This is a genomic window from Burkholderia sp. PR2, from assembly GCF_052372875.1.
GTDB lineage: Bacteria > Pseudomonadota > Gammaproteobacteria > Burkholderiales > Burkholderiaceae > Burkholderia > Burkholderia diffusa.
Genome location: NZ_JBQRWH010000001.1, coordinates 1,522,815 through 1,547,833 on the forward strand (window position 1 = coordinate 1,522,815; position 25,019 = coordinate 1,547,833).

The window sequence follows — 25,019 nt, forward strand, 5'->3', positions numbered from 1 at the left end:
ATCGCGCGCAGTCCGTCCGCTAACGTACCGGCCCGGATGCCGACCTGTCGCCTCACAGAAGCACCGCTTGCGCCGCCCCCAGCGTCACGACCACGCGGTGGCGCCGGCCGTCGTCCACGAGTCGTACCGCCACTTCGCCGGCGGCGAGCCGCACACCATCCGCGACGAGGCTGGACACGCCGCTGCTGACGGCGTCGGGATTCTCGACCACGACGTCGTAGTGCGCCGCCCCGTGACGCAGCGTGGCCCTGAAGCCCGGCCAGGACCGCGGGATGCACGGTTGAACGGACAGCATGTCGCCATGCTTGCGCAGGCCGAGCAGGCCTTCGACGCCCGCGCGATACAGCCAGCCCGCCGAGCCGGTATACCAGGTCCACCCGCCCCGGCCGACATGCGGCGCGACCGAATAGACGTCGGCCGCAACCACGTATGGCTCCACCCGATAGCGATTCGCGCCGCTGCGCGTGCGACTGCGATTGATCGGATTGAGCAGTGCGAACAGATTCGCGGCACGATCGCCGTCGCCCATTTGCGCGAACGCGAGCACCGACCACGTGGCCGCATGCGTGTACTGGCCGCCGTTTTCCCGGATGCCCGGCGGATAGCCCTTGAGATAGCCGGGATCGACCGGCGAACGATCGAACGGCGGCGCGAACAGCAACGCCAGGCCATCGTCGCGGCGGATCAGTCGCGCGTCCAGCGCGCCCATCGCCTGCGCGGCGCGCGCCGGGTCCGCCGCGCCCGACAGCACGCTCCACGACTGCGCGATCGAGTCGATCGAACATTCGGCGTTGCCGGCCGAGCCGAGCGGCGTGCCGTCGTCGAAGTAGCCGCGCCGATACCACGCGCCATCCCACCCCGCATCGGCGAGTGCGTCGCGCAACGCGTCGGCGCGCGTCAGCCAGCGCGCAGCCAGTTCGCCCGAGCCGCGCGCCGTGGCGAGCGGGGCGAACGCCGTGAGCGTCGCATGCAGGAACCACCCGAGCCAGACGCTTTCGCCCCGCCCGGCCTCGCCGACCCGATTCATGCCGTCGTTCCAGTCGCCCGTGCCGATCAGAGGCAGACCATGCTCGCCGAAATGCGCCAGACTGGACTCCAACCCGCGCGCGCAATGCTCGAACAGCGACGCGCTCGTCTCCGAGATGCGCGGGATGAAGAACGCGTCGTGCTCGTCGGCGGCCAGCGGTCGTCCGTCGATGAACGGAATCGACGCATCGAGAATCGCCCGGTCGCCGGTGACGTCGACGTAGGACGCAACCGCATGGGCGAGCCAGACCCGGTCGTCGGAGATCCGCGTGCGGACGCCGCTGCCGCTTTCGGGCAGCCACCAGTGCTGCATGTCGCCCTCGGGAAACTGGCGCGCCGCCGCCCGCAGCAGATGCTCGCGCGTCAGGGCCGGGCGGGCGACCGCGAGCGCCATGCCATCCTGCAGCTGATCGCGAAAACCGTACGCGCCGCTCGCCTGATAGAAGCCCGCACGCGCCCAGATCCGGCACGACAGCGTCTGGTACAGCAGCCAGCGATTCAGCATCAGATCCATCGCACGATCAGGCGTTTCGACCTGAACGGCGCCGAGCGTCTCGTCCCAGAACGCCGTCACGGCGGCGAATATCGCGTCGAAATTCGCCTGACGGTAATGCGCGATCAACTGACGCGCCGTTGCCGCGTCGGCGCCTTCGCCGAGCAGCAAGACGATTTCGACGCTGCCGCCGGGGTCGAGATCGACCGTGGTCTGCAACGCGGCACACGGGTCGAGCCCGGCGCCGACGCGGCCCGACAACGGCGACGCGCCTGCCCTGCCCGGAAAACCGGCGGGATCGCTCAGGACGCCATTACGGCCGATGAACTCGCGCCGGTCGGCGCTCCACGAGGTTTGCAGGCCGCATAGATCGGCGAACGCCACTCTGCCGCGATACACCTGGCTCCAGTCGTTGCGGGCAAACAGCGCGCCGGTGGGCGGATCGATCTCGCTCGCGGTGTGCGGCGCCGAGGCGCTGCGCGACGCACCCATCGCCCACTCCGCATAGATTGCGACGGACAGCCGGCGGGGCCGGTCCGACAGGTTGCGCAGGCTCAGGCGGGAAATCTTGACAGGATCGTCCAGCGGCACGAACTGCAGCAACTCGACGGCGACATCGGCGGCGGAATGCGCAAACCGGCTGTAGCCCTGGCCATGACTCGCCACGAAAGCGCTCGCGCTCGGCGCGTCGTCGCCGATGGAACCCGCCTGCGGCCCCCAGCGCACGCCAGTCTCGTCGTCGCGGATGTAGAACACTTCGCTCGGCGGATCGGTGACCGGGTCGTTCGACCACGGCGTCAGCGGATGCTCGCGGCTGTTCGTCACCCAGGTATAGCCGCCCCCCTCCGCCGATGTCAGGAAGCCGCACGATGGATTCGCGACGACGTTGACCCACGGCATCGGCGTGCATTGACCGGGCTGCAGGATCACGACGTATTCGCGGCCGCCGCGCGCGAAACCGCCGATGCCGTTGAAGTATTCGAGACCGGCGCCGGCCTGTGCGCCCTTCGGTGGAGAAATCGCGGGCGGCGGCAACGGCGGGCTCGCGGCATCCGGGCGTGCGGGCAGCGGCGAAGCCGCGAGGCGCCGCAACTGGTCCACCAGCCGGCCGTTGCGCGCGGCGAGCACGGCCCGCGCAACGGCCGGAAACAGTGCGCGCGCCGCCACCGCCATCAGGTCCTCGCGCAGGACGAAAATATTGCCGCGTCCGGCTTCGCCCGGCGGCTGCCGGGGCCGCACCAGCCCTTCGAGCGCCGCCTGCAAATCCTGCACATACGACGCCGCGCGCTCGTTGATAATGACCAGATCGACCTCGAGCCGCTTCATCCGCCAGTACTCGTGCGCGCGAATCAACTGCCGCACCATGGCGATGTGCTCGATGTCGTCGATCCGGACAAGCAGTATCGGCAGATCCCCCGATACGCCATGCGTCCATAACGGCGACGCGCCCACGCCACCCGCCGCCGATATCGCCGCGGCATGGCGCAGCAGCGCGGCGGAGCCCGGCCGCATCGACGCATCGCTGTAGAGCATGTATCCGGCCAGCTGCTGGAACAACGCGGCCTCGTCGAGGCTCACCGCGCTGTGCCGCAGTTGCACCTGCGCCTGGGTCCACGCGAGCATCGCCGCACGCGCGAACGATTCACCGTCGCGATGCTTGTCGACCAGATCGAGCAACTGCGCGCGCGAATCCGCGACGATGGTCCAGTAGACGATGCTCGCCTTCGCGCCTGGCTCGATCCGCAACTGCCGCCGCAACGTGAACGCCGCGTCCAGCACCGCGCCTTCGGAAGCACTCAGCGCACGCCGTTCGGTCAGCGCAAGCGGCAAGCGAACGCTGCGTCCGCGTCCGATGACACGCAATCGGTCGGTGTCGAATTCTTCCGCGCCGACGGTTTCGCCGGAAGTCACCGCCAGATGAGCGGCCCACACCTCCGCCTCGTTCGGCGCGCGCTTGCGGCGCGTCGCCAGAATGGCGCCGGACGCCGGCATGTACTCGGTCTCGATGAACAGCTTCGAGAATGCGGGATGCGCGTGATCGGCGGCGGCTGGCGCGAGCACGATTTCCGCGTACGACGTGAATTCGATCACGCGCGGCCGGGTGCCCGTGTTGGCCACCGACACCCGGCGCACCTCTGCATCGTCCTCGGCTGATACCACCACCTCGAGCGACGTCGTCAAGGTGCCGTCGCGACGCACGAACTCGGCGCGATCCTCGGTGAACGTCACGTCGTAGCTGTCCGGTACCACGCCAGTGGGCTGCCACGTGGCCGACCAGACGTCGCCGTTCTCGGCGTCTCGCAGATACAGATAGCTGCCCCAATCGTCGCGCGTCGCGTCCTCCCGCCAGCGCGTAACGGCCAGATCGTCGCGACGGCTGTAGCCGGACCCCGCGGCCGTGAGCATCACGGCGTAACGGCCGTTGGACAGCAGATGCGTGACGGGGGTGGGATCGTTCGCGGACAGCAGGCGCCGCGCGACGCCGGCATCGATCCCATGCATCCTGCCGGCGGGGCGCGTGTCGACCCGCGGCCTCCCTGCCGCGACCCGGCCCGGCACCCGCTCCTGCAACAGCAGCTCGGTGGCTCGAACGGCCGGTTCCGCATGGAAGAAGGTGCGAATGCGCCCGCCCAGCAATGCATTGGCGATCGACACGATCGACATGCCCTGGTGATGCGCCATGAACGCCTGCACGATGGCAACCGGCATGCCTTCCGGAACGCGCGCGGGCGTATAGTCGAGCGCTTCGTAGAAGCCGAAGCGCCCGCACGCGCCGGCCGTACGCAGCCGTTCGAAGTTGCACGCGGCGGCATGCGGCGCGACCATCGCCGCAAGCGCGGTCGCATAGGGCGCGACCACCAGATTCTGGTCGAGATCGCGCTTGAGCCCCAGCTCCGGCACGCCGAAGCTCGAATACTGATAGGTCAGCTCGATGTCGCGCGTGTTGTATGCCGACTCGGACATGCCCCACGGCAGGCGCAGCCCGTCACCATAGGCGATCTGCTGTCGCACCACCAGGTGATTGGTGCGTGCAAGCAGGCTGCTGTCCGGCGCGCGCATCACGAGCGACGGCATCAGGTATTCGAACATCGATCCCGACCATGAGATCAACGCCGCGCCGTGCCCGATCGGCGTCGCCAGGCGGCCCAGCCGGAACCAGTGGCGCGCCGGAACATCGCCCTTCGCGATCGCGACGAAACTCGCCAGGCGAGCCTCCGACGCCAGCAGATCGTAGTTGCCCGGATCGAGCCGTCCATCGGCCACCGCGTAGCCGATCGACAGCAGGTTGCGCACCGGGTCGAGCAAAAAGCCGAACTCCATTGCATAGGCCATCTGCAACGCAGTATCGGCCAGCACCTGAAGACGCTTGTTCAGCACGTCCGCCTCGTCCGGCGTGCGCGTCGCATCACGGCAATGCCCTTGCACCACGTGCTCCAGCGCCTGCGCCCAGAACAACACGTCGTCGACGTCGCCGCCTCGCACCCGGCCGATCTCGTCCATCAGCGCGCGCGCGACATCGGCGACTGTCGCAGCGAGGATCGTGATCGCGTTCCATTCCGTCGCGGCGAGCATGTCCTCCAGTTCGGTCGCGGCCCGCTCGAATTCGCCGTGCAAGGTCGTCCGGGCGTCGCCATCCCGGCACACGGCCTTGCGCAACAGCGCCAGCGTATCGCCGATCCCTTCATGCGCGGCCTGCCGTCCCACGCCAGCGGGCTGATTCGCCCACGCCCGGCAACCGTTGCCGAGCGCGATCAGGTGCCCGGCGAGATTGCCGCTGTCGACCGTCGACACATACCGCGGCTCGAGAGGCCGCAGGTCGCGCGTGTCGTACCAGTTGTAGAAATGGCCACGATAGCGCGACATCAGCCGCATCGTCGCGAGCGTCGCCTCCAGACGCGACACCGCATCCAGCGTGCCAAGCCAGCCGAACTCGCGGGCACTGACGACGGACAACAGGTACAGCCCGATATTGGTGGGCGAAGTCCGGTGCGCACAAACGGGCTTCGGGTTCTCCTGGAAATTGTCCAGCGGCAGCATCTGATCGTCGGCCGTCACGAATGTTTCGAAATAACGCCAGGTCCGGCGCGCGTCGCACCGCAGTTGATGCGCATCGTGCGGCGTCACCGCCAACTCGCCCGCCGGCCGCGGTGCGCGGCTCAACCAGTAGGCGATCGCGGGCGCTGCAAGCCAGACTAGCGCGAACGGGGCGGTCAGCCAGCCCGCATGATGATCGACGCGCCAGCCCACCATCAGACTGGCTGCCGCGCCAAGCAGCGCGAGCATCAAGCCGCCGCGCATCTGCAGATAGGTGGACGCCAGGGTCCGGCGGTCGCGCGCGCCGGCTTCGGCCGCCGTGGTCCACTCGAGCAGGTGGCGATGGCTGATCCCCAAGCGAAACAGCGTGCGCGCGATCGCGTCGCCCATCGACCACGCCTGCTGCGGCAGCATGACGATCGACAGGCCGAACCGCGTCAGCGCGAACTGCAGCTCCGTCGACCACGCATGGAGCACGCTGCGCGTGGTCATCTTCACGTGCGTGCGGCGCCAGCGCGGCACCAGTCCGCTCATTACGGGCAACAGGAACGGCAGCGCGATCGTCACCAGCACGAAGGCACTCCAGCCGAGCGATACGGGGAGCGGCTGCATCCATCCGGCCAGTAGCGCGATCAGCATGGCAGGCGCCGTGAGCGTGCGGCGCAGGTTGTCCAGCATCTTCCAGCGGCCGACCGCCGTCAGCGGCTCGTGGCCGAAGATCAACCATGGCAGGAGTTGCCAATCGCCGCGCGCCCATCGGTGCAGGCGTCCCGCCGCGACGTCGTAGCGCGACGGCGACGCTTCGACGACCTCGACATCCGACGCCAGCCCGGCCCGCGCGAAAATGCCTTCGAACAGATCGTGACTGAGCACCGTGTTCTCCGGCACACGGCCGGCGAGCACCGCCTCGAACGCATCGACGTCGTAGATGCCCTTACCCGCATAGGAGCCTTCGTCGAACAGGTCCTGATAAATGTCCGACACGGCCGACACGTAAGGATCGATGCCGTGCGCGCTCGACGACACGCGCTGAAAAAGCGACCCCTCGTCGCCGTTCGCGAGGGACGACGCAACGCGCGGCTGAAGCACACCGTAGCCTTCGACGATGCACCGGCTCGCCGGGTCGAATACCGGCCGGTTGAGCGGGTGCGCCATCTTGCCGACCAGGCGCCGCACGGTATCGCGCAGCAGCCGCGTATCGGCATCGAGCGTGATCACGTAGCGCACGTCAGGCGGCACGCGCGGCGGTTGGCCTCCCGGCGCGACGAACGTCGTGTCCGACGCCCCGCGCAGCAACCGGTTCAGCTCGTGCAGCTTTCCGCGCTTGCGCTCCCAGCCCATCCAGCAGCGTTCGCCGTCGTTCCACACGCGCTTGCGGTGCAGCAGCAGAAAGCGTTCGCTCTCCCCCGGCGCCGCCGGATAAAGGCCATTCAACCGGTCGATACCCGCCACCGCGAATGCCAGCAGCCCGTCATCGCTGTCGGTGTGCGGGGTGGGCGCATCCACCCAGTCGGAGAGCAGTGCGAAGTAAAGCGTGCCATCGGGGCTCGCCAGGTGATGAATTTCCAGTTGCTCGATCTGCTCGGCGAGCGCCGCTTTCGTCGTCAGCAGCACCGGCACCGCGACCAGGGTGCGCAGGTCCGGCGGAATGCCGTCAAGCAACGCGAGGCCGGGCAGGATCTTCGCGCCGACATCGCGCATCACGCTGCGATTGACGAGCGCGACCGCGGCATCCAGCGCGGGTAGCAGGCCGGCGACGCCGAGCCAGATCAGCCAGTGACCGGGCGGCTCGATGCGAGTCAGCCACGCCAGCATGGCCGCCAGCAGCAGGGCCGCAATTAGCCCGATACGACCGAGATAGCCGGCGAGACCGGCGCGGCGCGTCAGGCGTCGCAACCATAACGCAACGGGCGGCCGATAGCCGATCTCCGCCTCGAATGCGGCGCGGCCGTCCGCCAGCAGGTAGTAACCCGGATCCGTCTCGCGACCCGGCACGGCACCGGCGGCCAGCGTGCCGCGCGTCCCCTGCGCCGCCGCATCGGCGACGACGCGGCGGGCAATCTCGAGTTCGCTGACGGGCGCGCCACGGGCAAGCACTTCAACCTCGTCTCGATACAGGTTACGCGTGGGGAAATCCATCTCCGCGAAGCCCGGGTGATTACGCAGCACTTGATCGACCAGACTGATGCGCTCGAACAAAACGGTCCAGTCCACTTCCGAAATCAGCCGCATGCTGGTGATCACGTTGCGCACGGTCAGACTGGCTGCGCCCTGCTGATGGTTGACGGAGGCGACGATCTGATCCGGCGTCGCGCCGCGTGCCGCCAGGTGCCGATGCAGCCACGCCAGTGCCGGCGCGACGGCCGGATCGGGATCGTGCAGCCGCTGAATCAGCTGCACCGCGAACGCATCGTGCAATACGGCCTGTTCGTAACGGGTGACGAGCGGCTCGGCCTCCACCCGCGCATGCCCGCGTTCGCCCAGCAGGCGATCCGCAAGTGCGTCGGCGTCGAGCCGCGCGCGCCGGTCGTCGATGATCTGATCTGCGAGTCGCCGCAGGTTTTCGATCAGCACGATCCGCAACGTGATCGCCACCGCCCACAGTTCGCCGATCGTCAATGGTTCCACCGCCTGATAGGCAAGCATGAACCGGCATAGCATATCGGGATCGAAACGGCTGTCCGTGTGGGCGACGAATGACCAGTTGATCTCGAACACGCGCGGATAACCGGCAAACGGCCCGTTGCCGAGCTTGGGCAGTTGCCGGTAATAGCGCGGGGAAAGATCGTCGCGGATCTGCCGCACCTGCTCCGCGACGAGATAGTAGTTGTCGAGCAGCCACTCCGCTGCCGGCGTGATTTCTTCGCCGCGCGCGTCTGCGGCCACGGTGTTCCGGTACGCCTTCAGCAGATGATCCGCGTTGTCCTTCAGCCGCGTCGCCAGAGACGGGCCAGAGGCCGCCCCGGGAACGACCTTCTGCGCACGCGCCAGAATTCCCGCATGCTGCGCCAGCCGTTCATCGCCGAGGAACTCCTCGCGAATCGGCCGTGCATTGCTCCATGGCGATGTCCGGCGTCGCGAAACACACGCAACGGGAATCTTCAAGGCCCCTTCTCCCGAATGACCACTCCATCCGCCCAGGCTTCACGCCCGAAGCGTCGCACCGTCAAACCGCTTCCGACAGCGATTTCACGTCGGGTTCGAAACGCACCGCGACGTGCGGTGCAGATCGGTCGGTGGCATTCGCACACGCCATCGACACGAATGCATCGCGAGTCGTGTGCAGCGCGCTCGCCTTCAGGTCGATGTCGCGCACAATGCATTTCGGTAGGCACAGCTCGATCCTCACGGAACTCGAGGTCATGCCGGTCAGGTCGATATCGAAGAACCGCCAGATTCCATCACCCACGTCTAAATCCGACGCCTGCAATATCGACATATCCGTGGTCGGCGGCGGTACAAGACGCTCGGAACGGTCATAGTAGGCCCTGACCTGTCGCGCCGCAGCCACCAGCAACTCGTCATACGAGTCACCCTCCACATCGATTTCCGGAAAATCCGGAAGCGCGCCGTGATAGCGAGGATTCCCGCGCCGCGTGATATAGACCGGATATTTCATGACGCGCTCCTGACGGAAAATGCACCGAAAGTCATCATGCATGGCGGGGCTCGACGAATCTGTACGCTGAAGAACAGTCTGCGCGGCGTGTTTGATCGCGCTTGAGGTGCGAGGGACGCGATCCCGCACGCCTGGCCTGTATACGCCGTCGTCCATGTACGGCAGCGTACCGACTGCCGAAGCGTGCAGACGCATGGTGGTAGTTCACGCGCAGATTGGCGATGGACAGTGGACTTCATGACGAGGGGGACGTCGTGATGGACGTAGGCCGTTGCGCCCCCGTTTCGCCCCATATCGTCTGCGCTGTTTGATTCGACTCAAGCAGTACAAGCCTGAACCATGACGCAACGCGATTCCCTGACGGAGCCGTTTGATGAAAGATCACCCGAAGCGAGAAAAAAATACCAAGGATAACCAACAAGAACAGGCTGAAGCGCGCGCAACCGACGACGGCATGCCGGTCGTGAGTCCGCAGCGAAAAAAGCGGTATCCCCTTTTGTGGAAAGCCGTCACGCCCAGACGATATATTTCCGACGCAAGGAAACGTCTCGGCATGGGTTTTCTATCGACCCTGTAACGTTTCCGTAGTCAACCTCCTCGCGCTCAAACAGAACGGGGAGCCGCCCCAGCAAGGCGGAATGGGAAGCCGGCCGAAACGCCGGCTTTTTACCTTTGCAAGTCGCCCGTCACGATGAACGGCGCTCGGTCGATTCTGATTCCGAGTTCGATGGTGGACAGCCTGAACCCGGTTCTGGCATTGGCAATTGCCGGGCACGACGTGACCGATTCGACTTCGGTGCCGACGCTCAAGACAGCAGCATAGAAGTGCGACGGCATGTCGACGGCCCTGGCTATCGGAAAACCAGTGGCCGCAGTCGTGTTGCGCCGGATCAATGCGCCGCAAAAAATCGGTAAAACAATTGTTTAATCCATTCCACCGCGACCAAATAGCAGAGCAGCATTGCCAGTAGAATCAGGAAGAACTGCGGTGGGGGTGCGACGAAGCCGAGAAGCGCTGCAACCGGCATGAAGGGCAATGCGCCGGCGATCAGCACGACCGCGAGCGAGGTAATTGTCAACACACGGCTTGGCCGACTCTTGAACGGACTGCCCTGCGTTCGAATGATAAATATGACCAGTACCTGAGTGGCAATCGATTCAATGAACCAGCCCGTGTGAAATAGTGCCTCGCCCGCATTGAACACCTTCAGCATGATGAAGAACATCAAGAAATCGAAGACCGAGCTCACTGGGCCGACCACCCACATGAAATTTCGAATGAACTTCGTATCCCAATGCTTGGGATGAGCAAGAAAATCGTCGTCTACGTTATCCATCGGAATAGGCAATTCCGAAACATCGTAAAGCAGATTGTTGAGGAGAATCTGCGCCGGCAGCATCGGCAAAAAGGCGAGAAACATCGTTGCGCCCGCCATGCTGAACATGTTGCCGAAATTCGAGCTGGTTCCCATCATGATGTACTTCATGATGTTGGCGAAGGTCCGTCGGCCCTCCAGCACGCCAGCACGCAATACGTTCAAGTCTTGCCGCAGCAAGATCATCGCTGCCGCCGCCTTGGCCACGTCTACCGCGCTATCGACCGAAATACCGATATCCGCGGAATGAAGCGAGGGTGCGTCATTGATCCCGTCGCCAAGATAACCGACGGTATGTCCTTGGGCTTTCAGGTTCAGGATGACGCGGTTTTTCTGCGCGGGCGTGACGCGGCAAAGCAGGTTGGCCTTCTTGATCTGCACCGCTAGCGCGGTATCGTCCATTTGCTGCATTTCGTTGCCGGTGAGTACCCCCGTGACTGGTACGCCAAGTTGTGTAAACACGTGTCGGGTGACCAGCTCACTGTCACCGGTGACGATCTTGACGTCCACGCCGATTTCCGCCAACTCCTTGAGCGCCTTGGACGCGCTGGGCTTGGGGGGATCGAGGAAGGCCGCAAAGCCGGCGAAGATCAGCTCGGTTTCGTCACTCAGACCCGCGTGCAAGCAGTCCGACGCGACCGATCGCCACGCGATGCCCAGCACTTTGAAGCCTTCTCGCTCAAGACTGTCGTGCAATGCCTGGATGGTCGCCAGCGTGGCTTCATCCAGAGGTTGCGTCCCCAGTGCTTCTCCACGCGCGTATTGTGTGGACAGTCTGAGAATATCCTCCGGCGCGCCCTTTACCACCAGCAACCGCTGCTGTGCATCATCGAGCAACACCGACACACGCCTGCGCTCGAAATCGAACGGCACTTCGTCGATCTTGCGCCAATGACCGACCTCGATCTCGGTGTGCTCAAGGATGGCGGCGTCCAGGGGGCTTTTGAGGCCGGTTTCAAAATAGCTATTGAGGTAAGCGAACTGCAGCACCTGCGCGCTGTCTCGCCCTTGCACATCCAGATGCCGTTCCAGATGGATGCGCGCCTCGGTCAGCGTGCCGGTCTTGTCGGTGCACAGCACGTCCATGCTGCCGAGGTTATGAATCGCAGCGAGCTGCTTTACGATGACATGCTGCCGGGCCATGCGCAGTGCGCCGCGCGAGAGCGTTACTGTAACCACCATCGGCAGGAGTTCCGGCGTCAGCCCGACCGCAAGCGCGATAGCGAACAGAAACGACTCCAGGAAGGGGCGATGGAAGAGCGCATTGACCAGAAACACAAAAAGCACCAGCAGCACGGTCAGGCGCATGATCAGCATGCCAAAACTATGCGTACCCAGCTCAAAAGCCGTGGGCGGAGCCTTTTCCACCAGCGAATCGGCGATGCTGCCAACGGCGGTATCCGAACCAATCTGGCACACCATCGCCCTTGCCATCCCGCTTATGGCGGACGTTCCCATGAAGACGGCGTTTTCGGCCTGACTGAGGTCGCCCGTCGGCTCAGCGAGGTCGGCTGCATGTTTCTCAACTGGGTAAGATTCGCCTGTCAGCAACGCCTGGTTGACAAAGAAATCCTTAGCCTCGATCAAGCGGCAATCGGCTGGCATGAGATCGCCAGCGGTAAGCAGAACCACATCGCCAGGAACCAGCGTGGCGATCGGCACGTCCTGTGGATGTCCATCGCGTATCACCGTTGCGCGAACGGCAACCGTTTGTTTGAGCTGTTCCGCAGCCTGCCCGGCCCGATACTCCTGAACGAAATCCAGGGTCACGCTGACAAGAACGATGACCCAAATGACCACGAATCCGGTGACCTCGCCAGTCAGCGCCGACACGGCACTGGCGGCGAGCAGGATCATCACGAGGGGATTCCTGAAGTGATTCAGATACTGTAGCAACAGGGACCGTTCACCGCGCGAGCGCAGTGTATTGGGGCCGAAGCGCACTGCCCTTTGGCGTGCTTCCGACTGGCTCAAGCCCTCACCCGATGATGCCAAACGGGCCTGGAGTGCAGCAGAAGGCTGGTTCCAAAAGTAAGATCCCGGCTGATCCATTGCGTACACCTTATGCGGAAACTGCGCGTTCGCGCCAGGCAACCGAAGACTGCTCGAGGTCCAAACGTCAGCACAAGAGTCTGTCACGGCCCCGAGGTTCGCCGTGAGCGGCAGCCCGCCTGTTGCGGTTCTTGTCGACGGATTCCCGGAAGTCTGCGCCATTTGAGTGATGAGCGCCTGGATGTAGCGCAACAACAGTCGCTGCACCGACGCGCCTTGGCGGAACTCGTCTTTCAGGACGCGTGCGAAATTTGCACAGGAACTACTTCCGGCAATGCTGCCAGAAAATGATTCTCGATGATGGATTGCTGACCAGACACACGTCACTCGTGATGCAGCGTCTACCACATGCTCCGGCGACGCGAGGCGTCGCGCTTAGGACTCGAGTTCGCGAAGCAGACGTTGCGCGAGGATCTTGGCGTCTTCCAGCGCGAGATCGTACTGCTCTCTGTCAGTATCAGTCTGGTATGGGGAATCATCGTTCGGCCCTTCAGCGGCGCGGCGCAGATACACATATCCCCGGAACGTACCGTGAGCAGATTCCATTACACGAATGCGTGCGCAATGTGTTGTTGTACTGAATATGAGATCGTCCATGATGGCCCTTCATTCATATTTTGTCATCCTATCACTCCGGGCGATCAGGAACATCACCTTGATTCCAGACAGATAGATGCCGAGTCGCTCTCGGCTTCTTTCAGGGCGGGGACCCGTGCGCAAATTTTGCGCCACAATTTATCCGGACGGCAGCCGGTCATTATCGCTGCGGTTTACTGCAGTCGAATTCTCGTCGACGTACTACTCCTGAAACCGGTACAACCGGATACGGCCCCATCAGTTCAACGACGGACTGCCGCCAGCTGTTGCGGAAGAAAAGCTTGACGCAGCGTCCGGGATGAGTCGACCGCTACACTTCCTCCGTGGCCCTGTGAAACCGCATGACCTTCGCCCCCCTCACCGCACTCCCATCGCCATTATCGAACTCAAGAACGATCGTGCATCGCATGGCGGCTACGCATCTCGACGTTAGCGAGCGATGCGCTTCCACGCGGACGATTCCCGGTCCTTTTAACGGCTTCCGTCAACACCAAGATCCAGCAACTGGTGGCGTAGCGCAAAGCGAACCATGTCTGATTCGTTATTCAGGTCCAGTTTTTCCAGAATGCGCGACTTGTATGTGCTGACTGTCTTGATGCTGAGGTCCAGGCTTCCGGCCATCTGCGAAATCGATTGTCCTGATGCCAGGCCGACCAGGATCTCGAACTCCCGCGCGGTCAGGCGATGATGTGCGAGCGCCTCACTGTCGCCGTTGGTGACTTGCGCCAGCAGATCGCCCACCATCGTGCTCACGTATACCCCACCGTCGGCAAGCTTTCGAACCGCGTCGATCAGGTCCGACCGCGAGCAAGTCTTCGAAAGATATCCCGAAGCCCCGGCCCTGAACGCCCGCACCGCATGGGTCTGTTCGGACTGCGCGGTCAGAACGAGCACCCGAACCTCCTGATGCTCCTTCTTGATTTTCCTGATGAGTTCGACCCCGTGAATACCGGACATTGCCAATCCGAGTGACAACACGCGCGGCTTCACAGCGCTCACGAGTTCCAGCGTGCCGGCCCCATCTGTGGCTTCACCGGCGACCTCGACGTCGTCAACCTCCGCGAGGACGCTACGCACACCTGCCCGCATGACGGCATGCGCATCGGAAATCACCATTTTGATCATGGCAAACACCCATTCATTCGGCAAGCGAACCAACCCGCGATGGCGGGCGATTTACTGGCACTGATTTGTTTTAAAGCATGGGATCGGGAATGCGTCTCGTCTGCACGCTGCCGTACAAAGTCCGGCGGCACGGACCGAGCGCCGCGACACGCGCACCTACGGCGAGGCAAGGGTCCTTCGAATCCGGTGCCGAATATCGAGCGATACCCCGAAGTGGCCCCCCCTTGATCCAGATCAGCACGCAAGACAGGCACGTGCCGATGCTGTTCATACGGCGTCAAGGGTATTCCAGCCTGCCGTACAACGTCATCTATACACACCAAAGGAGGTCGCCATGCGCACCGAACGGATAAATGAGCTATGGGCCGAATTTGATGACCTTGCTTCGAAAAGCGAAAGCGAGGATGTTCAATTTCTGATCCGGGCGATCAAGCTGCATGCAGAGCTGGTGAATGCCCGACTCGCCGCGCTCGAGGCGTTGGGCGGCGTCAACGTTCAAACCAAACCGACGTAATGTGCGACCGGTGTCGGGCGGCCGGGCCAGATTCATCCCGGCGCCTGTTTGCTCCGGCGGTGATCCCGCCGGGGCTTGTCGTACGGCCCCCTGCCCCTGGCCGCCACCGCTCGCCTAGCTGCGGCGGCTACCAAAGAGCCGCATCAGCATCAGGAAGAGGTTGAGAAAGTCGAGATAGAGCGCAAGCGCCCCCAGGATCGCCTTCTTGCCGGCGATCTCGTATTCTTCGTCCGCTATGTAGATGCGCTTGATGCGTTGCGTGTCGTACGCGGTGAGTCCCGTGAACACGAGCACGCCGATCACGGAAACGACAAACTGCAGCGCCGACGAAACCAGGAAGAGATTCACGACCCCCGCGATGATGATGCCGATCAGTCCCATGAACAGAAAGGAGCCGAAGCGCGAGAGATCGGCCCGTGTCGTGTAGCCGTAGAGGCTCGTTGCACCGAACGTGGCCGCGCTGATGAAGAAAACGCGCGCAATGCTCTCGCCCGTATACACAAGGAAGATGCCGGAAAGGGAGAGCCCGACCAGCGCGGCGTAGGCCCAGAAACTGATCTGCGCCGCGCCGAAGCTGATGTGCTCGATGCGGAAGCTCAGAAGCATGACCAGCGCCAGCGGTGCGAGCAGCAGCACCCAGAAGAGGGGTGTTCCGGCGATCGACCGGTAAAACCCGGTTGACGCGCCGAGGTACGCAACGGCACCCGTCAGCGCCAGACCCCCGGCCATATAGTTGTAGATGCGCCGCACATACTGCCGAAGGCCGACGTCGTCGCCGCCCAATACGCGCGGCGACTCTTCTGCTCGCGCCCCCTGTCGAAAGTCGTTTCCCATCGTCGATTCTCCTCGGATCGCAGTCGTGCGGCCGTGCTTCGTCCTGGCCACGCCCATACTCAATCTCGCCCCTCGGGCAACCGAGCACCTTGACTCACATCAAGCCCATCCGGCGCCGTACCCGCATTACAGGGCCTCGCACGCTTGCGAATTGCAGCTTCGCGCTACGGCCTCCTCGAACGTCGACAGAGGTTTCAACCAATCTTCCCAAGGGCTTTTCCATGCAACGCAGCACACAGGATTCGGATCGAGCCGCTCGCCGACGCGCGGCCGGCATCGATCGGGACAGCAGCCGGTTCTATCTGGTCGGCGGCGGCATCGCATCGATGGCAGCGGCAGCCTTTCTGATCCGGGACGGCGCCATGCCGCACGATGCGGCGCTCGAGCGTCATGCGATGCAGCACTCGCGGTTCGACGACCAGGACGGCATCTGACAGCCGACGGCAGGCGCTTACCCACGCTGGAGCACCCGGGCGACGCCAACGAGGGTTTTCAACCGCCGCAGCCGTTGTCAGCATCCTCCTACAGCCGTTCTCCAAACCCTACGTGACTTTCCATCCCTGCCGATTTCGGTCTGGCCGCGCGCGAACCATACTGATTCATAGGGAGGTCCGGGCGCCGATCATGCCGTCGCCAGCGTCGCGCGACAATGGCGCAGCACTGTTGTTCCGCGTACCGGATCGCGGCCGTCGCGCAGACTGGATCGCCAGATTCCGAGCTGTGCACGGCCTGCAAATGACCAGGAACGAATTTTTCGGCCAGATCGACCGCGCCACTGCATGACGCACCATCCATGCAGTGGCGCCGCACCCGACCGAGTGACGAGGAGCAGATCATGCCGACCGCCCAAGCCCACGAAAATGCCCGTCCCGCCGTCGCGTACGGGATGACGCTCGCACTTCATCCCGTCGATCGGGACGAGCGATTGAAGCACCCCGGCGCGCATTGCTCGACCTGCTCGGTCCGTTCGGCGTGCATGCCGGCGGAACTCGACGATGCAGACCTGGCCATCCTCGACGAGGTCGTCTGCACGACCCGCTCGGTCAAGCGGGGCGAGTCGCTGTTCCGCGCGCACGATACGTTCCAGAGCCTCTATTCGGTCCGCACCGGCTCATTCAAGACGATCGTCATGCATCGCGACGGCCAGGAGCAAGTGACCGGATTCCAGATCGTCGGGGAAACGCTCGGTCTCGACGGCGTGTGCAGCGGGCGTCACAACGGCGATGCGATCGCGCTGGAGGACAGCACGGTCTGCATCATCCCGTTCGGCCAGCTGGAGAAGGTTTGCGCCAAGGTGAAGTCGATGCAGCACCATCTCCACAAGATGATGAGCGGCGAGATCGTGCGCGAGTCGGGCCTGATGATGCTGCTTGGCACGATGTCGGCGGAACAGCGAGTCGCGGAGTTCCTGCTGAACCTGTCCGAACGCTTCAAGGCGCGCGGCTATTCGTCGGCGGATTTCAACCTGCGCATGACGCGCGAGGAGATCGGCTGCTACCTCGGCATCAAGCTCGAAACGGTCAGCCGGATGCTGTCGAAATTCCAGCGCGACGGACTGATCGCGCCGCACGGCAAGCAGATCCATATCATCGATCTGGCCGGGCTCGCGCGCGTCTGAGCGCTGGCCGCCGCCTATCCTCCCGGTTTCGGCCCCGGATACCGGCCTGCAGCGTCCGGCGACCGCATGCGCAGGCTCAGGCGACGGATCGCGAATATCCGCAGGTAATCATGCACGCGGGCATCTTTCGTCAGCGTCGCGATTTCGTCGTCGAGCATCCGTCGCAATGCGTCATCCGAAATCGACAGGTCGCGCGCCAAGGCCGCCAACGACGCGAACAACCGATCCTGGTTCATCACCGCCCTCCCGCAAGGCCAAGGCCTTCATCCACGGTCGTCCTGGCTGAATCCATTGATACGCGCGGCAGCGCCAACGCGCTTGACATGAGTCAACAAGCCCCGGATCGATACGCGGCCCTGACCGCGGATCCAGCCGGCCGGCGAGGGTGTTCCGGAGTTTGACTTGCGTCAATCGCCGACCTGGGACCACGCATAGACTGGATAACTTGCCGGACACCGCGCGATGGCGAGCGCTCGTGTGACACGCATGCCGGGAGACCTGCCCGCACTCGCGTGGCTCGCGGTTGGGACGGCGTCCGCCCGGGTGCCGGCGCCCGCCGCGCTCGTCGACCCGCATCAATGCATGTTCTGCCACACCGCCGACATGTCGTTCCTCGCACCGTCGTTACACCAGATCGCGGAACGGTATCGGGACACGCCGCGTGTCGAGGACTTGCTCGCGAACAAGCTGAGACTGGGCGGCCGCGCGCACTGGGGCGACACCGCGATGCGGCTGCCCGCCGAGCGTGGCGGCTCGCTGTCCTCCTGGCACGCGCATACGTTGACTCGCTGAGTCATGAGCCAGCAAAAACGTCAGCCGCCGGTGACGGCGGCCGCCCTCCTTCATCGATTCGGAGCCCATCGTGCGAATCACCCTGCATCTCGATACTTTCGCCTGCGACAACCCTTCGGCCTATGCCATTCTCTGGATCGACACGGCCATGGGCCGCTGGTCGCGCGAAGGTCATGCGGGGATGGACCTGCCCGCGTGGGGGACGCTCGTCCGCGACGGCAGCGCCACCGTGATGACGGGCCCCGACAGCGCCGGCGCCCTGTGCTGGCTCGACGATTTCAGCCTCGACACACCGTCCGCGCCGTTCGAAGGCCAGGCCGGCATCGCGCGCTGGCTGCGCGATGCCCGGCAGGCGCCCGTGCCTGGCGAATGGCGGGTGCAGTGTGTCGACGATACGGCGGAGATCCCGGAGCACGAGATATTCACGGGCGACGAAGAAGATTAGCCGGACCAGCGGCGCCGGCTGCGCCGCCCCCGTCGCCCTGGCGGATCGACTCACGCCAGGCGAACCGCGGCGGACCGAAGCGTCGTGCCACGGCGAATCGAGTCCGAAGCGCGGAACGTGTCAGCGCGGGTTCTCGTGGGTTTCGGCGGTGGCGGTCCCGGCGAGCTGCCACTCCGCAAGATCGAACGCCCGCTGCAGCGCGTCCAAGGGATCCGCGCCCGTCATATGCGGAACGGGACGGAATTCCCCGTTGCGTGTGATCAGATCGAGTCGTACGTCATACGTCGGCTCGCGGGCCGACATGCCCATGGCCTCGATCGCGAGATGGCAGCCGGCCAGTTGCGTACAGAACGGCTCGAGGCGCATCAGCTGGATGCTCGCTTCCGCCTCCAGCCGAGCCGACCCGGCGAAGCCGAAGTAGGCGATCTGCATCCCGATTCCCATGTTCCGCTCCTGTTGATCGCACCGATTGACGGCGAGAGCCGGTTCTTCATCTTCAGTGTGGTGCGTTCGCAATGCCCGATTTCGTGCATCCATCTTCCGTGGCGCTGGGTTTGCATCGTTGATATGAGTCAAGCGACGGACATCGCCGCACGCTGTCCGCCAACCCGCGCCGGTCTCGCGAAGTCGGTGCCGAGAATCCAGCCGGCCGGCAGCGCGGCGGCAACCCGCCGCCGGCTCGTTCCTCTGGAGACGGTGCCGGCATCGGCGATCCGCGCCGGCAACAGCCGCAGGCCCGATCGGTGCGCGGGTCGGACAACCGGACCTTCGGCAACACGCACGGCTGGACCCGCACGAAAGCCGGGGCGGTTTCATCCCGGGCGCCATCAGGCATCCGGCTACAGGCGATCGCGCCGGACCCGCACGACTCGCGGGATCGCCGGCCGCCGCATCGCGATCAATCCCCCGACGCCGGAACAACAGGACAGCATGCCGACATAGAGCGCCCAGCCGTCGTGGGCCAGCATGGCGTGCACCGTTGCGATGAGCCCGGCTTGCGACGCGAAGATCGCAACGTTGGCAAAACACTGGCGAAAATCGGTGGGAAACATGCCGCTCTCCTGGAAAGGGATGACGACTACGACGTTTAAGGCATCCTCATGGGTAGCCCGGGCCGCGGAAATCATCGGCACCGGACAGCCGGCCACGCGCGGGAACCGCACGGCCGCGCTGCCCGGCACTGCGCGCCGGATGCCGCGGCGGCGGCCTGCAAGACGGCAGACCGGGTTCTGCCCCCGCCCGCGCCGCCTGCCGCACGAAACCATCGAACGCGGCAGGCGTAGCCACACGTTCATCTTCGAAGCTTCGGAATCCGCAGCGTTGACTTTTATCAAGCGCTGACACCGTTCCGGCTGTCCGTAGAAAAAACGCGGTGCCGCCCGGATTGCCCGACTGCGCCGTCGACGACTCGCAGCGTCCCCCGTTCACGCCAGGCGATGCCGACCGCCTCGATCGCGCAGTCGACGCCGATCCCGTCGGTCAAGGTCAAGGTCATGATCTCGCCGGCCGTGTCGCCCGCGCGAGCGTCGATGCAGTCGGTTGCGCCGAACCGGCGCGCAACCTCGAGCCGGTTCCAGTCGGGATCGATCATGATGATCCACCCGCTTTGGTAAGCATGCCGAATTGACATACCGTGGATGAGGACTCGGTGAAAATCAACACGCGATCTGCATATAGAGGCCACCGCCTCCCCGACCCGCAGCGCGCTGAGTCGATGCAACCGTCGTCCAGCCATGTCGCCCCCCTACCCACCAACCCACATCGCTACCCGCACTTCGTGAGGAAATCGTGCGGGACGTCAACGGTAGCCGCGAGCACGCCGCCACCCGCAAAACGCTTTGAAATCAGCGATGCAGAGGACGTCACCGAAAGAGATCGGAACAGGCCGGAAGGCCAATGTGGCGGAAGGCAGCCGGAGTCGAACCGACCCGGGAGTGTCTGACACCCCCAACCGGGTTTGAAGCCCGGCCGTACCACCGGATACGAATGCCTTCCGTGGGAAAAACAAAAGAACGACGAGCGCCTACGCCTGTATACCCACCCAACCGCTATCAGGCCGCAGGAAGTGAAGATCGCGGTGGAAGCGAGTATACCCAACCCGATCGAAGAATTCGAGAATCTGGATCGCGCGCTTGCGGCCGAGCCCGGTCGCGTCACGAAACGTCGCCGCATCGAGCCCGCCGCCGCGCGTCGGGGCGAGAAGCGCCACCAGCCCGGCCAGCTCGCGCACGACATCCGCGTGATAGAACAGGTCGCGCACGACCTGGTGCACGTCGCCGCGTCGCGCGAGCTTGCGCAGCAGCGTGCGCACGGCATCCTCGGCCGCGCCCGTGTCGCGCGCCAGATCGCGGACCCACGGCGGATCGAAGCGCCCCGCACGAATCAGCGGCAGCAGTTGCCGCGCCAGCGCTTCCTCGCGCGCATCGAAACTCACCGAATGCGACGGCAGATGCAGCCACGGCCCGCTTCGCGCAACCTCCCCGCCATCCACCAGCGCATCGACCAGCGCACGCCACAGCGCATCGCCGACGAGCGGCGCCGCCATTCGCCGCAGGCGCGCCGCATCGAGCCCCTGCTCGTCCGGCATGCGCTCGTGATACCCGCGCAGCGTGTCGATCGCCCGCACCTGCAGCGTATTCCAGTGCGCGCGCGCGATCACCGCGCCGTCGTTCGACGCGCGCTCGCGCTGGCCGATCGCCAGGGCATCGTCCGGCAACGCGAGCGCGCCGGGCGCGAAGCCCGTCAGGTGCGTGAGCATCGTGCGTGCGATACCGAGCGGCGCCTGCGCAAGCAGTGCATCGAGCCGCCCTTCGTCGAGCCATGCCGCCAATGCGTCGAGCCATGCGCGACGCGCGGGCGTACGGCGTTTGCGTGCGGGACCGAACGGGTCGAGCACGCGGCCGCCGCCGACGGTGCGCGTCGCCTGCGGATTGCGGACGATGAAGCGATCGCCCGGCAGCGCGAATACGGGTTCGTCGAACACCAGTTGCACGCGCATCTGCTGGCCGGCCGCGAGCGTATCGCCGTCGAGCAGCGCGACGTGCGCGACGCGATGCAGCGTGCCGAGATGCACGTGCAGCGGCGCCCAGTGCGTCAGCGTGAGCCCCGCATCGGCCAGCAACTTCAGGTCGACGTCGAGACGCGGCGACGTCGCGACGAGCCGCGCGTCCGCGACGGTATCGCCACGCTCGACGTCCGCCTTGTCGATGCCGGCCAGGTTCAGCGCGCAGCGCTCGCCCGCGCGGCCCGCGTCGACCGACCGGTTCTGCGCATGGATGCTGCGCACGCGCGCGGCGGCGCCGGTGCGCACGACCGCGAGCGTGTCGCCGGTCGCCACGCGGCCCGCGAACGCGGTACCCGTCACGACGGTGCCCTGCCCGGCGAGCGTGAACACGCGGTCGACCGCGAGCCGGAACAGGCCGTCGTCGCGGCGTGCACGCCACGCGAGCGCCGCATCGGCGAGATGACGCTTCAATGCGGCGACACCCGGATCGTCCGCGCGCGTCGCACAGGTTTCGAAGATCGGCGCGCCGTCGAGCGTCGTGCCGTGCAGCCACGCGGCAATCTCGTCGCGCACCGCCGACAGGCGTGCGGCGTCGACGCGATCGCACTTCGTCAGCGCGACCGCGCCATGCGTGATGCCGAGCAGTTGCAGAATCGCGAGATGCTCGCGGGTCTGCGGCATCACGCCGTCGTCGGCGGCGATCACGAGCAGCGCGAAGTCGATTCCGCACGCGCCGGCCGCCATCGTATGAATCAGCTTCTCGTGGCCCGGCACGTCGATCAGGCCAAGCACGTCGCCATTCTCGAGCGGCGTATACGCATAACCGAGTTCGATCGAGATGCCGCGCGCCTTCTCTTCCTTCAAGCGATCGGTATCGACGCCCGTCAGCGCGCGCACCAGCGTCGTCTTGCCGTGGTCGATGTGCCCTGCGGTTCCGACGATCATGCAGCCGGCCCCGCGACCTGCACGCATTGCGCGACGAATGCCGCTTCATCGGCCGCTTCGAGGCAGCGCAGGTCGAGCCGCAGCGCATTGTCGGCGATGCGGCCGATCACCGGACGCGGCCATTCGCGCAGTTTCTTTTCGAGTTGCGCGAGCGCACGGCCGCCGCGCTTGCCGTCCGACGTGCGCACGACGAGCCCGGCGCTCGGCAACTGATCGACCGGCAGCGCACCGCTGCCGATCTGGCTGAACATCGGCTCGACCGTCACGTCGAAACCGCTGTCGAGGGCGGCCTGCAACGCCGGGCGCACACGTTCGGCGGCCTCGGCGATATCGCGCTGCGGCCGCGTCAGCAGGCGCAACGTGGTGAGCCGCTCGCGCAGGAACTCCGGCGCCCGGTAGAGCCGCAGCACGGGTTCGAGCGCGGCGAGCGTCAGCTTGCCGACGCGCAGCGCGCGCTTGAGCGGATGTTTCTTGATCTTCGCGACGAGCGCGCGATCGCCGACGATCAGGCCGGCCTGCGGCCCGCCGAGCAGCTTGTCACCGCTGAACGTGACGAGGTTCGCGCCGGCCGCGACGGTCTCCTGCACTGTCGTCTCGTGCGGCAGGCCCCATTGCGACAGATCGGCGAGCGTGCCGCTGCCAAGATCGACGGCGACGGGCAGCCCGTGCTCGCGCGCGAGCGGCGCGAGTTCGGCCAGCGTCACTTCCTTCGTGAAGCCGCTGATCGCGTAGTTGCTGCAGTGCACCTTCATCAGAAGCGCGGTGCGCGGGCCGATCGCGTCCGCGTAGTCGCGCAGATGGGTGCGGTTGGTGGTGCCGACCTCTCGCAGCCTTGCGCCCGCGCGACTCATGATGTCGGGGATGCGGAATGCGCCGCCGATCTCGACCAGCTCGCCGCGCGACACGACGACTTCCCGCTTCGTCGCGAGCGCGGACAGCGCCAGCAGCACGGCCGCCGCGTTGTTGTTGACGACGGTCGCGGCTTCCGCGCCCGTCAGTTCGCACAGCAGATCGTCGATCAGGTCGTCGCGATCGCCGCGACGGCCCGTGGCCAGATCGAATTCGAGGTTGACCGGCCGCGTGAGCACGTCGACCACCGCGCGCACCGCGTCGTCGGGCAACAGCGCGCGCCCGAGGTTCGTGTGCAGCACGGTGCCGGTCAGGTTGAACACGGTACGCACCGCGCCCGCGCTCTGCGCGGCCAGCGTGCGCGCGACGGCCGCGGCGATGCGCGGCTCGTCGAGCGGTTCGGCGGCCGCCGGATCGTGCTGCGCGGCGGTACGCCAGCGTTCGAGCTCGGCGCGCACTGCGTTCAGCACGCGCGTGCGGCCATAGTCGGCGAGCAGCGGTTGCAGCGGCGCCGACGACAGCACACGCTCGACTGACGGCACGCGCGCCAGCACGGCATTCAGTTCATTCAAACCCGGTTCGGTCACGTCGTGGTGGCTCCAGTCTCATGCTTCGCAGTCGGCCGGCGCGGGCGCTCGCGCACCGCCCCGGCGACTGCCGTCAATCCGCTTCCCGCGAGACGTCCGGCCACAGCAGCGGGTTCGGCGAACTGCGCTGGTAGCCGGCCTCGTTCATCAACAGGTCGAGCGTGAGACTCGCGAGGTCGTCCGCCAGCGGCTCGAACTCGTAGTCCTTGTCCTGATAGCCGATCTTGCGATAGGTCTTGCACTCGTCGCACGATTCGGCCTTGACGGCTTCGCTGCCACCCTCGATCCCGTGATACGCGATGCCCTTCGTCGAGTCGCAATGCGAGCACTTCGTGCGCACCATGTGCCACTCGGTCGTGCACAGCCCGCATTGCAGGAAGCGGTAGCCCTGGTACTGGCCGCCGACCCGCACGACGCTCGCGACCGGATGCGTGCCGCACACGGGGCACAGCCCCGGCTGGTCGAGGTACGGAACGTCGGCCGGCGAAACGCGGCTGGCGAGATCCGTCCAGACGACCTGTAGCGCCGCCATCAGGAACGGCGCGGTGGCCGGGTCGACTTCGGCGAAGCGCAGCGCGAGGACCGCGTCGGCCTGTGCGTCGAGTTCGGCGGGCGACATCAGGCGCAGCCGGTCGAGCAGCTTCGCGAGCTGCGGGTTGACCAGCCCGGCGCCTTCGACCCGGTCGAGCAGTTCGTACAGCACGGCGCGCCAGCGCGGGTCGCGCTCGCCGTCGAGCGCCGGCACGAGCGGCATCGAATGCTGCTGAGCACGTGCGATCGCTTCCTTCGACGGCAGCGGCAGCTCCAGCGTCTGCAGCGTCGCGTGCTGCGCATCGGCGACGGTGGCCATCAGCCGCAGGTAGCCGCTGATCGGGTTCAGGTCGGCCAGCTTGCGCAGCCGCGCGGCGCGGGCCGAGAACGCGGTGGCGCGCTCCGGCAGGCGAAAGCGCGGGATGGCCGAATGATCGAGTGCCGAGATCTCGGTCGGTTCGAGAATGCGTTGTGTCACAAAAATGTCTTCCAAATAAACAAGCGCCGACAGGTCGGCGCTTCGGGCGGTTCCGACGGCGGACGGGCCGGCCCGCCGCGATCGGCGAGCCGCCCCGCT

General features: G+C 65.4%; 18 protein-coding genes, 1 tRNA gene and 1 pseudogene. 6 read left to right on the forward strand and 14 right to left on the reverse strand.

Features of this window, described 5'->3' with window-relative positions:
• Nucleotides 1-52 precede the first annotated feature (52 nt).
• Both ACT2FV_RS06615 and ACT2FV_RS06620 read right to left on the reverse strand, forming a co-directional pair.
• On the reverse strand, nt 53-8,659 hold the full coding sequence (locus tag ACT2FV_RS06615) for a GH36-type glycosyl hydrolase domain-containing protein (RefSeq protein ID WP_444503494.1): 8,607 nt from the start codon (nt 8,657-8,659) through the stop codon (nt 53-55).
• A gap of 61 nt (nt 8,660-8,720) precedes the next feature.
• A complete protein-coding gene (locus tag ACT2FV_RS06620) occupies nt 8,721-9,173 on the reverse strand; it encodes a type II toxin-antitoxin system HicB family antitoxin (protein ID WP_444503495.1) in 453 nt (150 codons plus the stop codon).
• 373 nt (nt 9,174-9,546) lie between these two features.
• Between ACT2FV_RS06620 and ACT2FV_RS06625 the strand changes: the two genes are divergently transcribed.
• Complete coding sequence (locus tag ACT2FV_RS06625; protein ID WP_226114901.1) at nt 9,547-9,750, forward strand: hypothetical protein; 204 nt, start codon at nt 9,547-9,549, stop codon at nt 9,748-9,750.
• Between the two features lie 313 nt (nt 9,751-10,063).
• Here the strand turns inward: ACT2FV_RS06625 and mgtA are convergent, their stop codons facing one another.
• The 3 genes from mgtA to ACT2FV_RS06640 all read right to left on the reverse strand — a co-directional run bounded on the left by mgtA (nt 10,064) and on the right by ACT2FV_RS06640 (nt 14,323).
• A complete protein-coding gene (gene mgtA / locus ACT2FV_RS06630; RefSeq protein WP_444503904.1) occupies nt 10,064-12,763 on the reverse strand; it encodes a magnesium-translocating P-type ATPase in 2,700 nt (899 codons plus the stop codon).
• Between the two features lie 213 nt (nt 12,764-12,976).
• Nucleotides 12,977-13,198, reverse strand: a complete 222-nt coding sequence (locus tag ACT2FV_RS06635) for a hypothetical protein (RefSeq protein WP_059599497.1) — start codon at nt 13,196-13,198, stop codon at nt 12,977-12,979.
• 471 nt (nt 13,199-13,669) lie between these two features.
• The gene (locus ACT2FV_RS06640) at nt 13,670-14,323 is read right to left on the reverse strand and encodes a response regulator (RefSeq protein WP_124904851.1); all 654 of its coding nucleotides are present in this window, start codon (nt 14,321-14,323) and stop codon (nt 13,670-13,672) included.
• 334 nt (nt 14,324-14,657) lie between these two features.
• Between ACT2FV_RS06640 and ACT2FV_RS06645 the strand changes: the two genes are divergently transcribed.
• On the forward strand, nt 14,658-14,837 hold the full coding sequence (locus tag ACT2FV_RS06645) for a hypothetical protein (protein ID WP_226114898.1): 180 nt from the start codon (nt 14,658-14,660) through the stop codon (nt 14,835-14,837).
• A 114-nt stretch (nt 14,838-14,951) separates the two neighbouring features.
• On the opposite strand, the gene ACT2FV_RS06650 is transcribed toward ACT2FV_RS06645, so the two are convergent.
• Nucleotides 14,952-15,671 carry a Bax inhibitor-1/YccA family protein gene (locus ACT2FV_RS06650; RefSeq protein WP_444503496.1) on the reverse strand — a complete coding sequence of 240 codons (720 nt, stop codon included), beginning with the start codon at nt 15,669-15,671 and terminating at the stop codon, nt 14,952-14,954.
• Between the two features lie 89 nt (nt 15,672-15,760).
• Here ACT2FV_RS06650 and ACT2FV_RS06655 point away from each other — a divergent pair, with 89 nt between their 5' ends.
• Together ACT2FV_RS06655 and ACT2FV_RS06660 are read left to right on the forward strand one after the other, a co-directional pair.
• Nucleotides 15,761-16,105, forward strand: a complete 345-nt coding sequence (locus ACT2FV_RS06655) for an oleate hydratase (RefSeq protein ID WP_239007257.1) — start codon at nt 15,761-15,763, stop codon at nt 16,103-16,105.
• 401 nt (nt 16,106-16,506) lie between these two features.
• Nucleotides 16,507-17,289 (forward strand): helix-turn-helix domain-containing protein, encoded by a 783-nt coding sequence (locus ACT2FV_RS06660; protein ID WP_151048755.1) that lies wholly within the window; start codon nt 16,507-16,509, stop codon nt 17,287-17,289.
• A 14-nt stretch (nt 17,290-17,303) separates the two neighbouring features.
• Here the strand turns inward: ACT2FV_RS06660 and ACT2FV_RS06665 are convergent, their stop codons facing one another.
• Complete coding sequence (locus ACT2FV_RS06665; RefSeq protein ID WP_124904845.1) at nt 17,304-17,525, reverse strand: DUF3562 domain-containing protein; 222 nt, start codon at nt 17,523-17,525, stop codon at nt 17,304-17,306.
• A gap of 226 nt (nt 17,526-17,751) precedes the next feature.
• Here ACT2FV_RS06665 and ACT2FV_RS06670 point away from each other — a divergent pair, with 226 nt between their 5' ends.
• A complete protein-coding gene (locus ACT2FV_RS06670; RefSeq protein ID WP_444503497.1) occupies nt 17,752-18,081 on the forward strand; it encodes a c-type cytochrome in 330 nt (109 codons plus the stop codon).
• Nucleotides 18,082-18,151: 70 nt separating this feature from the next.
• Entirely contained in the window at nt 18,152-18,526 is a 375-nt protein-coding gene (locus tag ACT2FV_RS06675) for a DUF3564 family protein (RefSeq protein WP_444503498.1), read from the forward strand.
• Nucleotides 18,527-18,646: 120 nt separating this feature from the next.
• Here the strand turns inward: ACT2FV_RS06675 and ACT2FV_RS06680 are convergent, their stop codons facing one another.
• From ACT2FV_RS06680 to fdhE, 7 genes and pseudogenes are all read right to left on the reverse strand, one after another.
• Entirely contained in the window at nt 18,647-18,958 is a 312-nt protein-coding gene (locus ACT2FV_RS06680) for a hypothetical protein (protein WP_124904861.1), read from the reverse strand.
• A 407-nt stretch (nt 18,959-19,365) separates the two neighbouring features.
• Nucleotides 19,366-19,860, reverse strand: coding sequence for a DUF2964 family protein (locus ACT2FV_RS06685; protein WP_151050448.1), 495 nt, complete (start codon nt 19,858-19,860; stop codon nt 19,366-19,368).
• A 56-nt stretch (nt 19,861-19,916) separates the two neighbouring features.
• A pseudogene (locus tag ACT2FV_RS06690) lies at nt 19,917-20,138 on the reverse strand (alcohol dehydrogenase); the annotation flags it as partial.
• A 287-nt stretch (nt 20,139-20,425) separates the two neighbouring features.
• A tRNA-Sec gene (locus ACT2FV_RS06695) sits at nt 20,426-20,521 on the reverse strand.
• A 28-nt stretch (nt 20,522-20,549) separates the two neighbouring features.
• Nucleotides 20,550-22,475 (reverse strand): selenocysteine-specific translation elongation factor, encoded by a 1,926-nt coding sequence (gene selB, locus ACT2FV_RS06700; RefSeq protein ID WP_444503499.1) that lies wholly within the window; start codon nt 22,473-22,475, stop codon nt 20,550-20,552.
• The gene (selA, locus tag ACT2FV_RS06705; RefSeq protein WP_444503500.1) at nt 22,472-23,911 is read right to left on the reverse strand and encodes an L-seryl-tRNA(Sec) selenium transferase; all 1,440 of its coding nucleotides are present in this window, start codon (nt 23,909-23,911) and stop codon (nt 22,472-22,474) included. Before selA ends, selB begins: the two co-directional genes overlap by 4 nt.
• Nucleotides 23,912-23,984: 73 nt before the next feature.
• On the reverse strand, nt 23,985-24,920 hold the full coding sequence (fdhE, locus tag ACT2FV_RS06710) for a formate dehydrogenase accessory protein FdhE (protein ID WP_444503501.1): 936 nt from the start codon (nt 24,918-24,920) through the stop codon (nt 23,985-23,987).
• Nucleotides 24,921-25,019 lie beyond the last annotated feature (99 nt).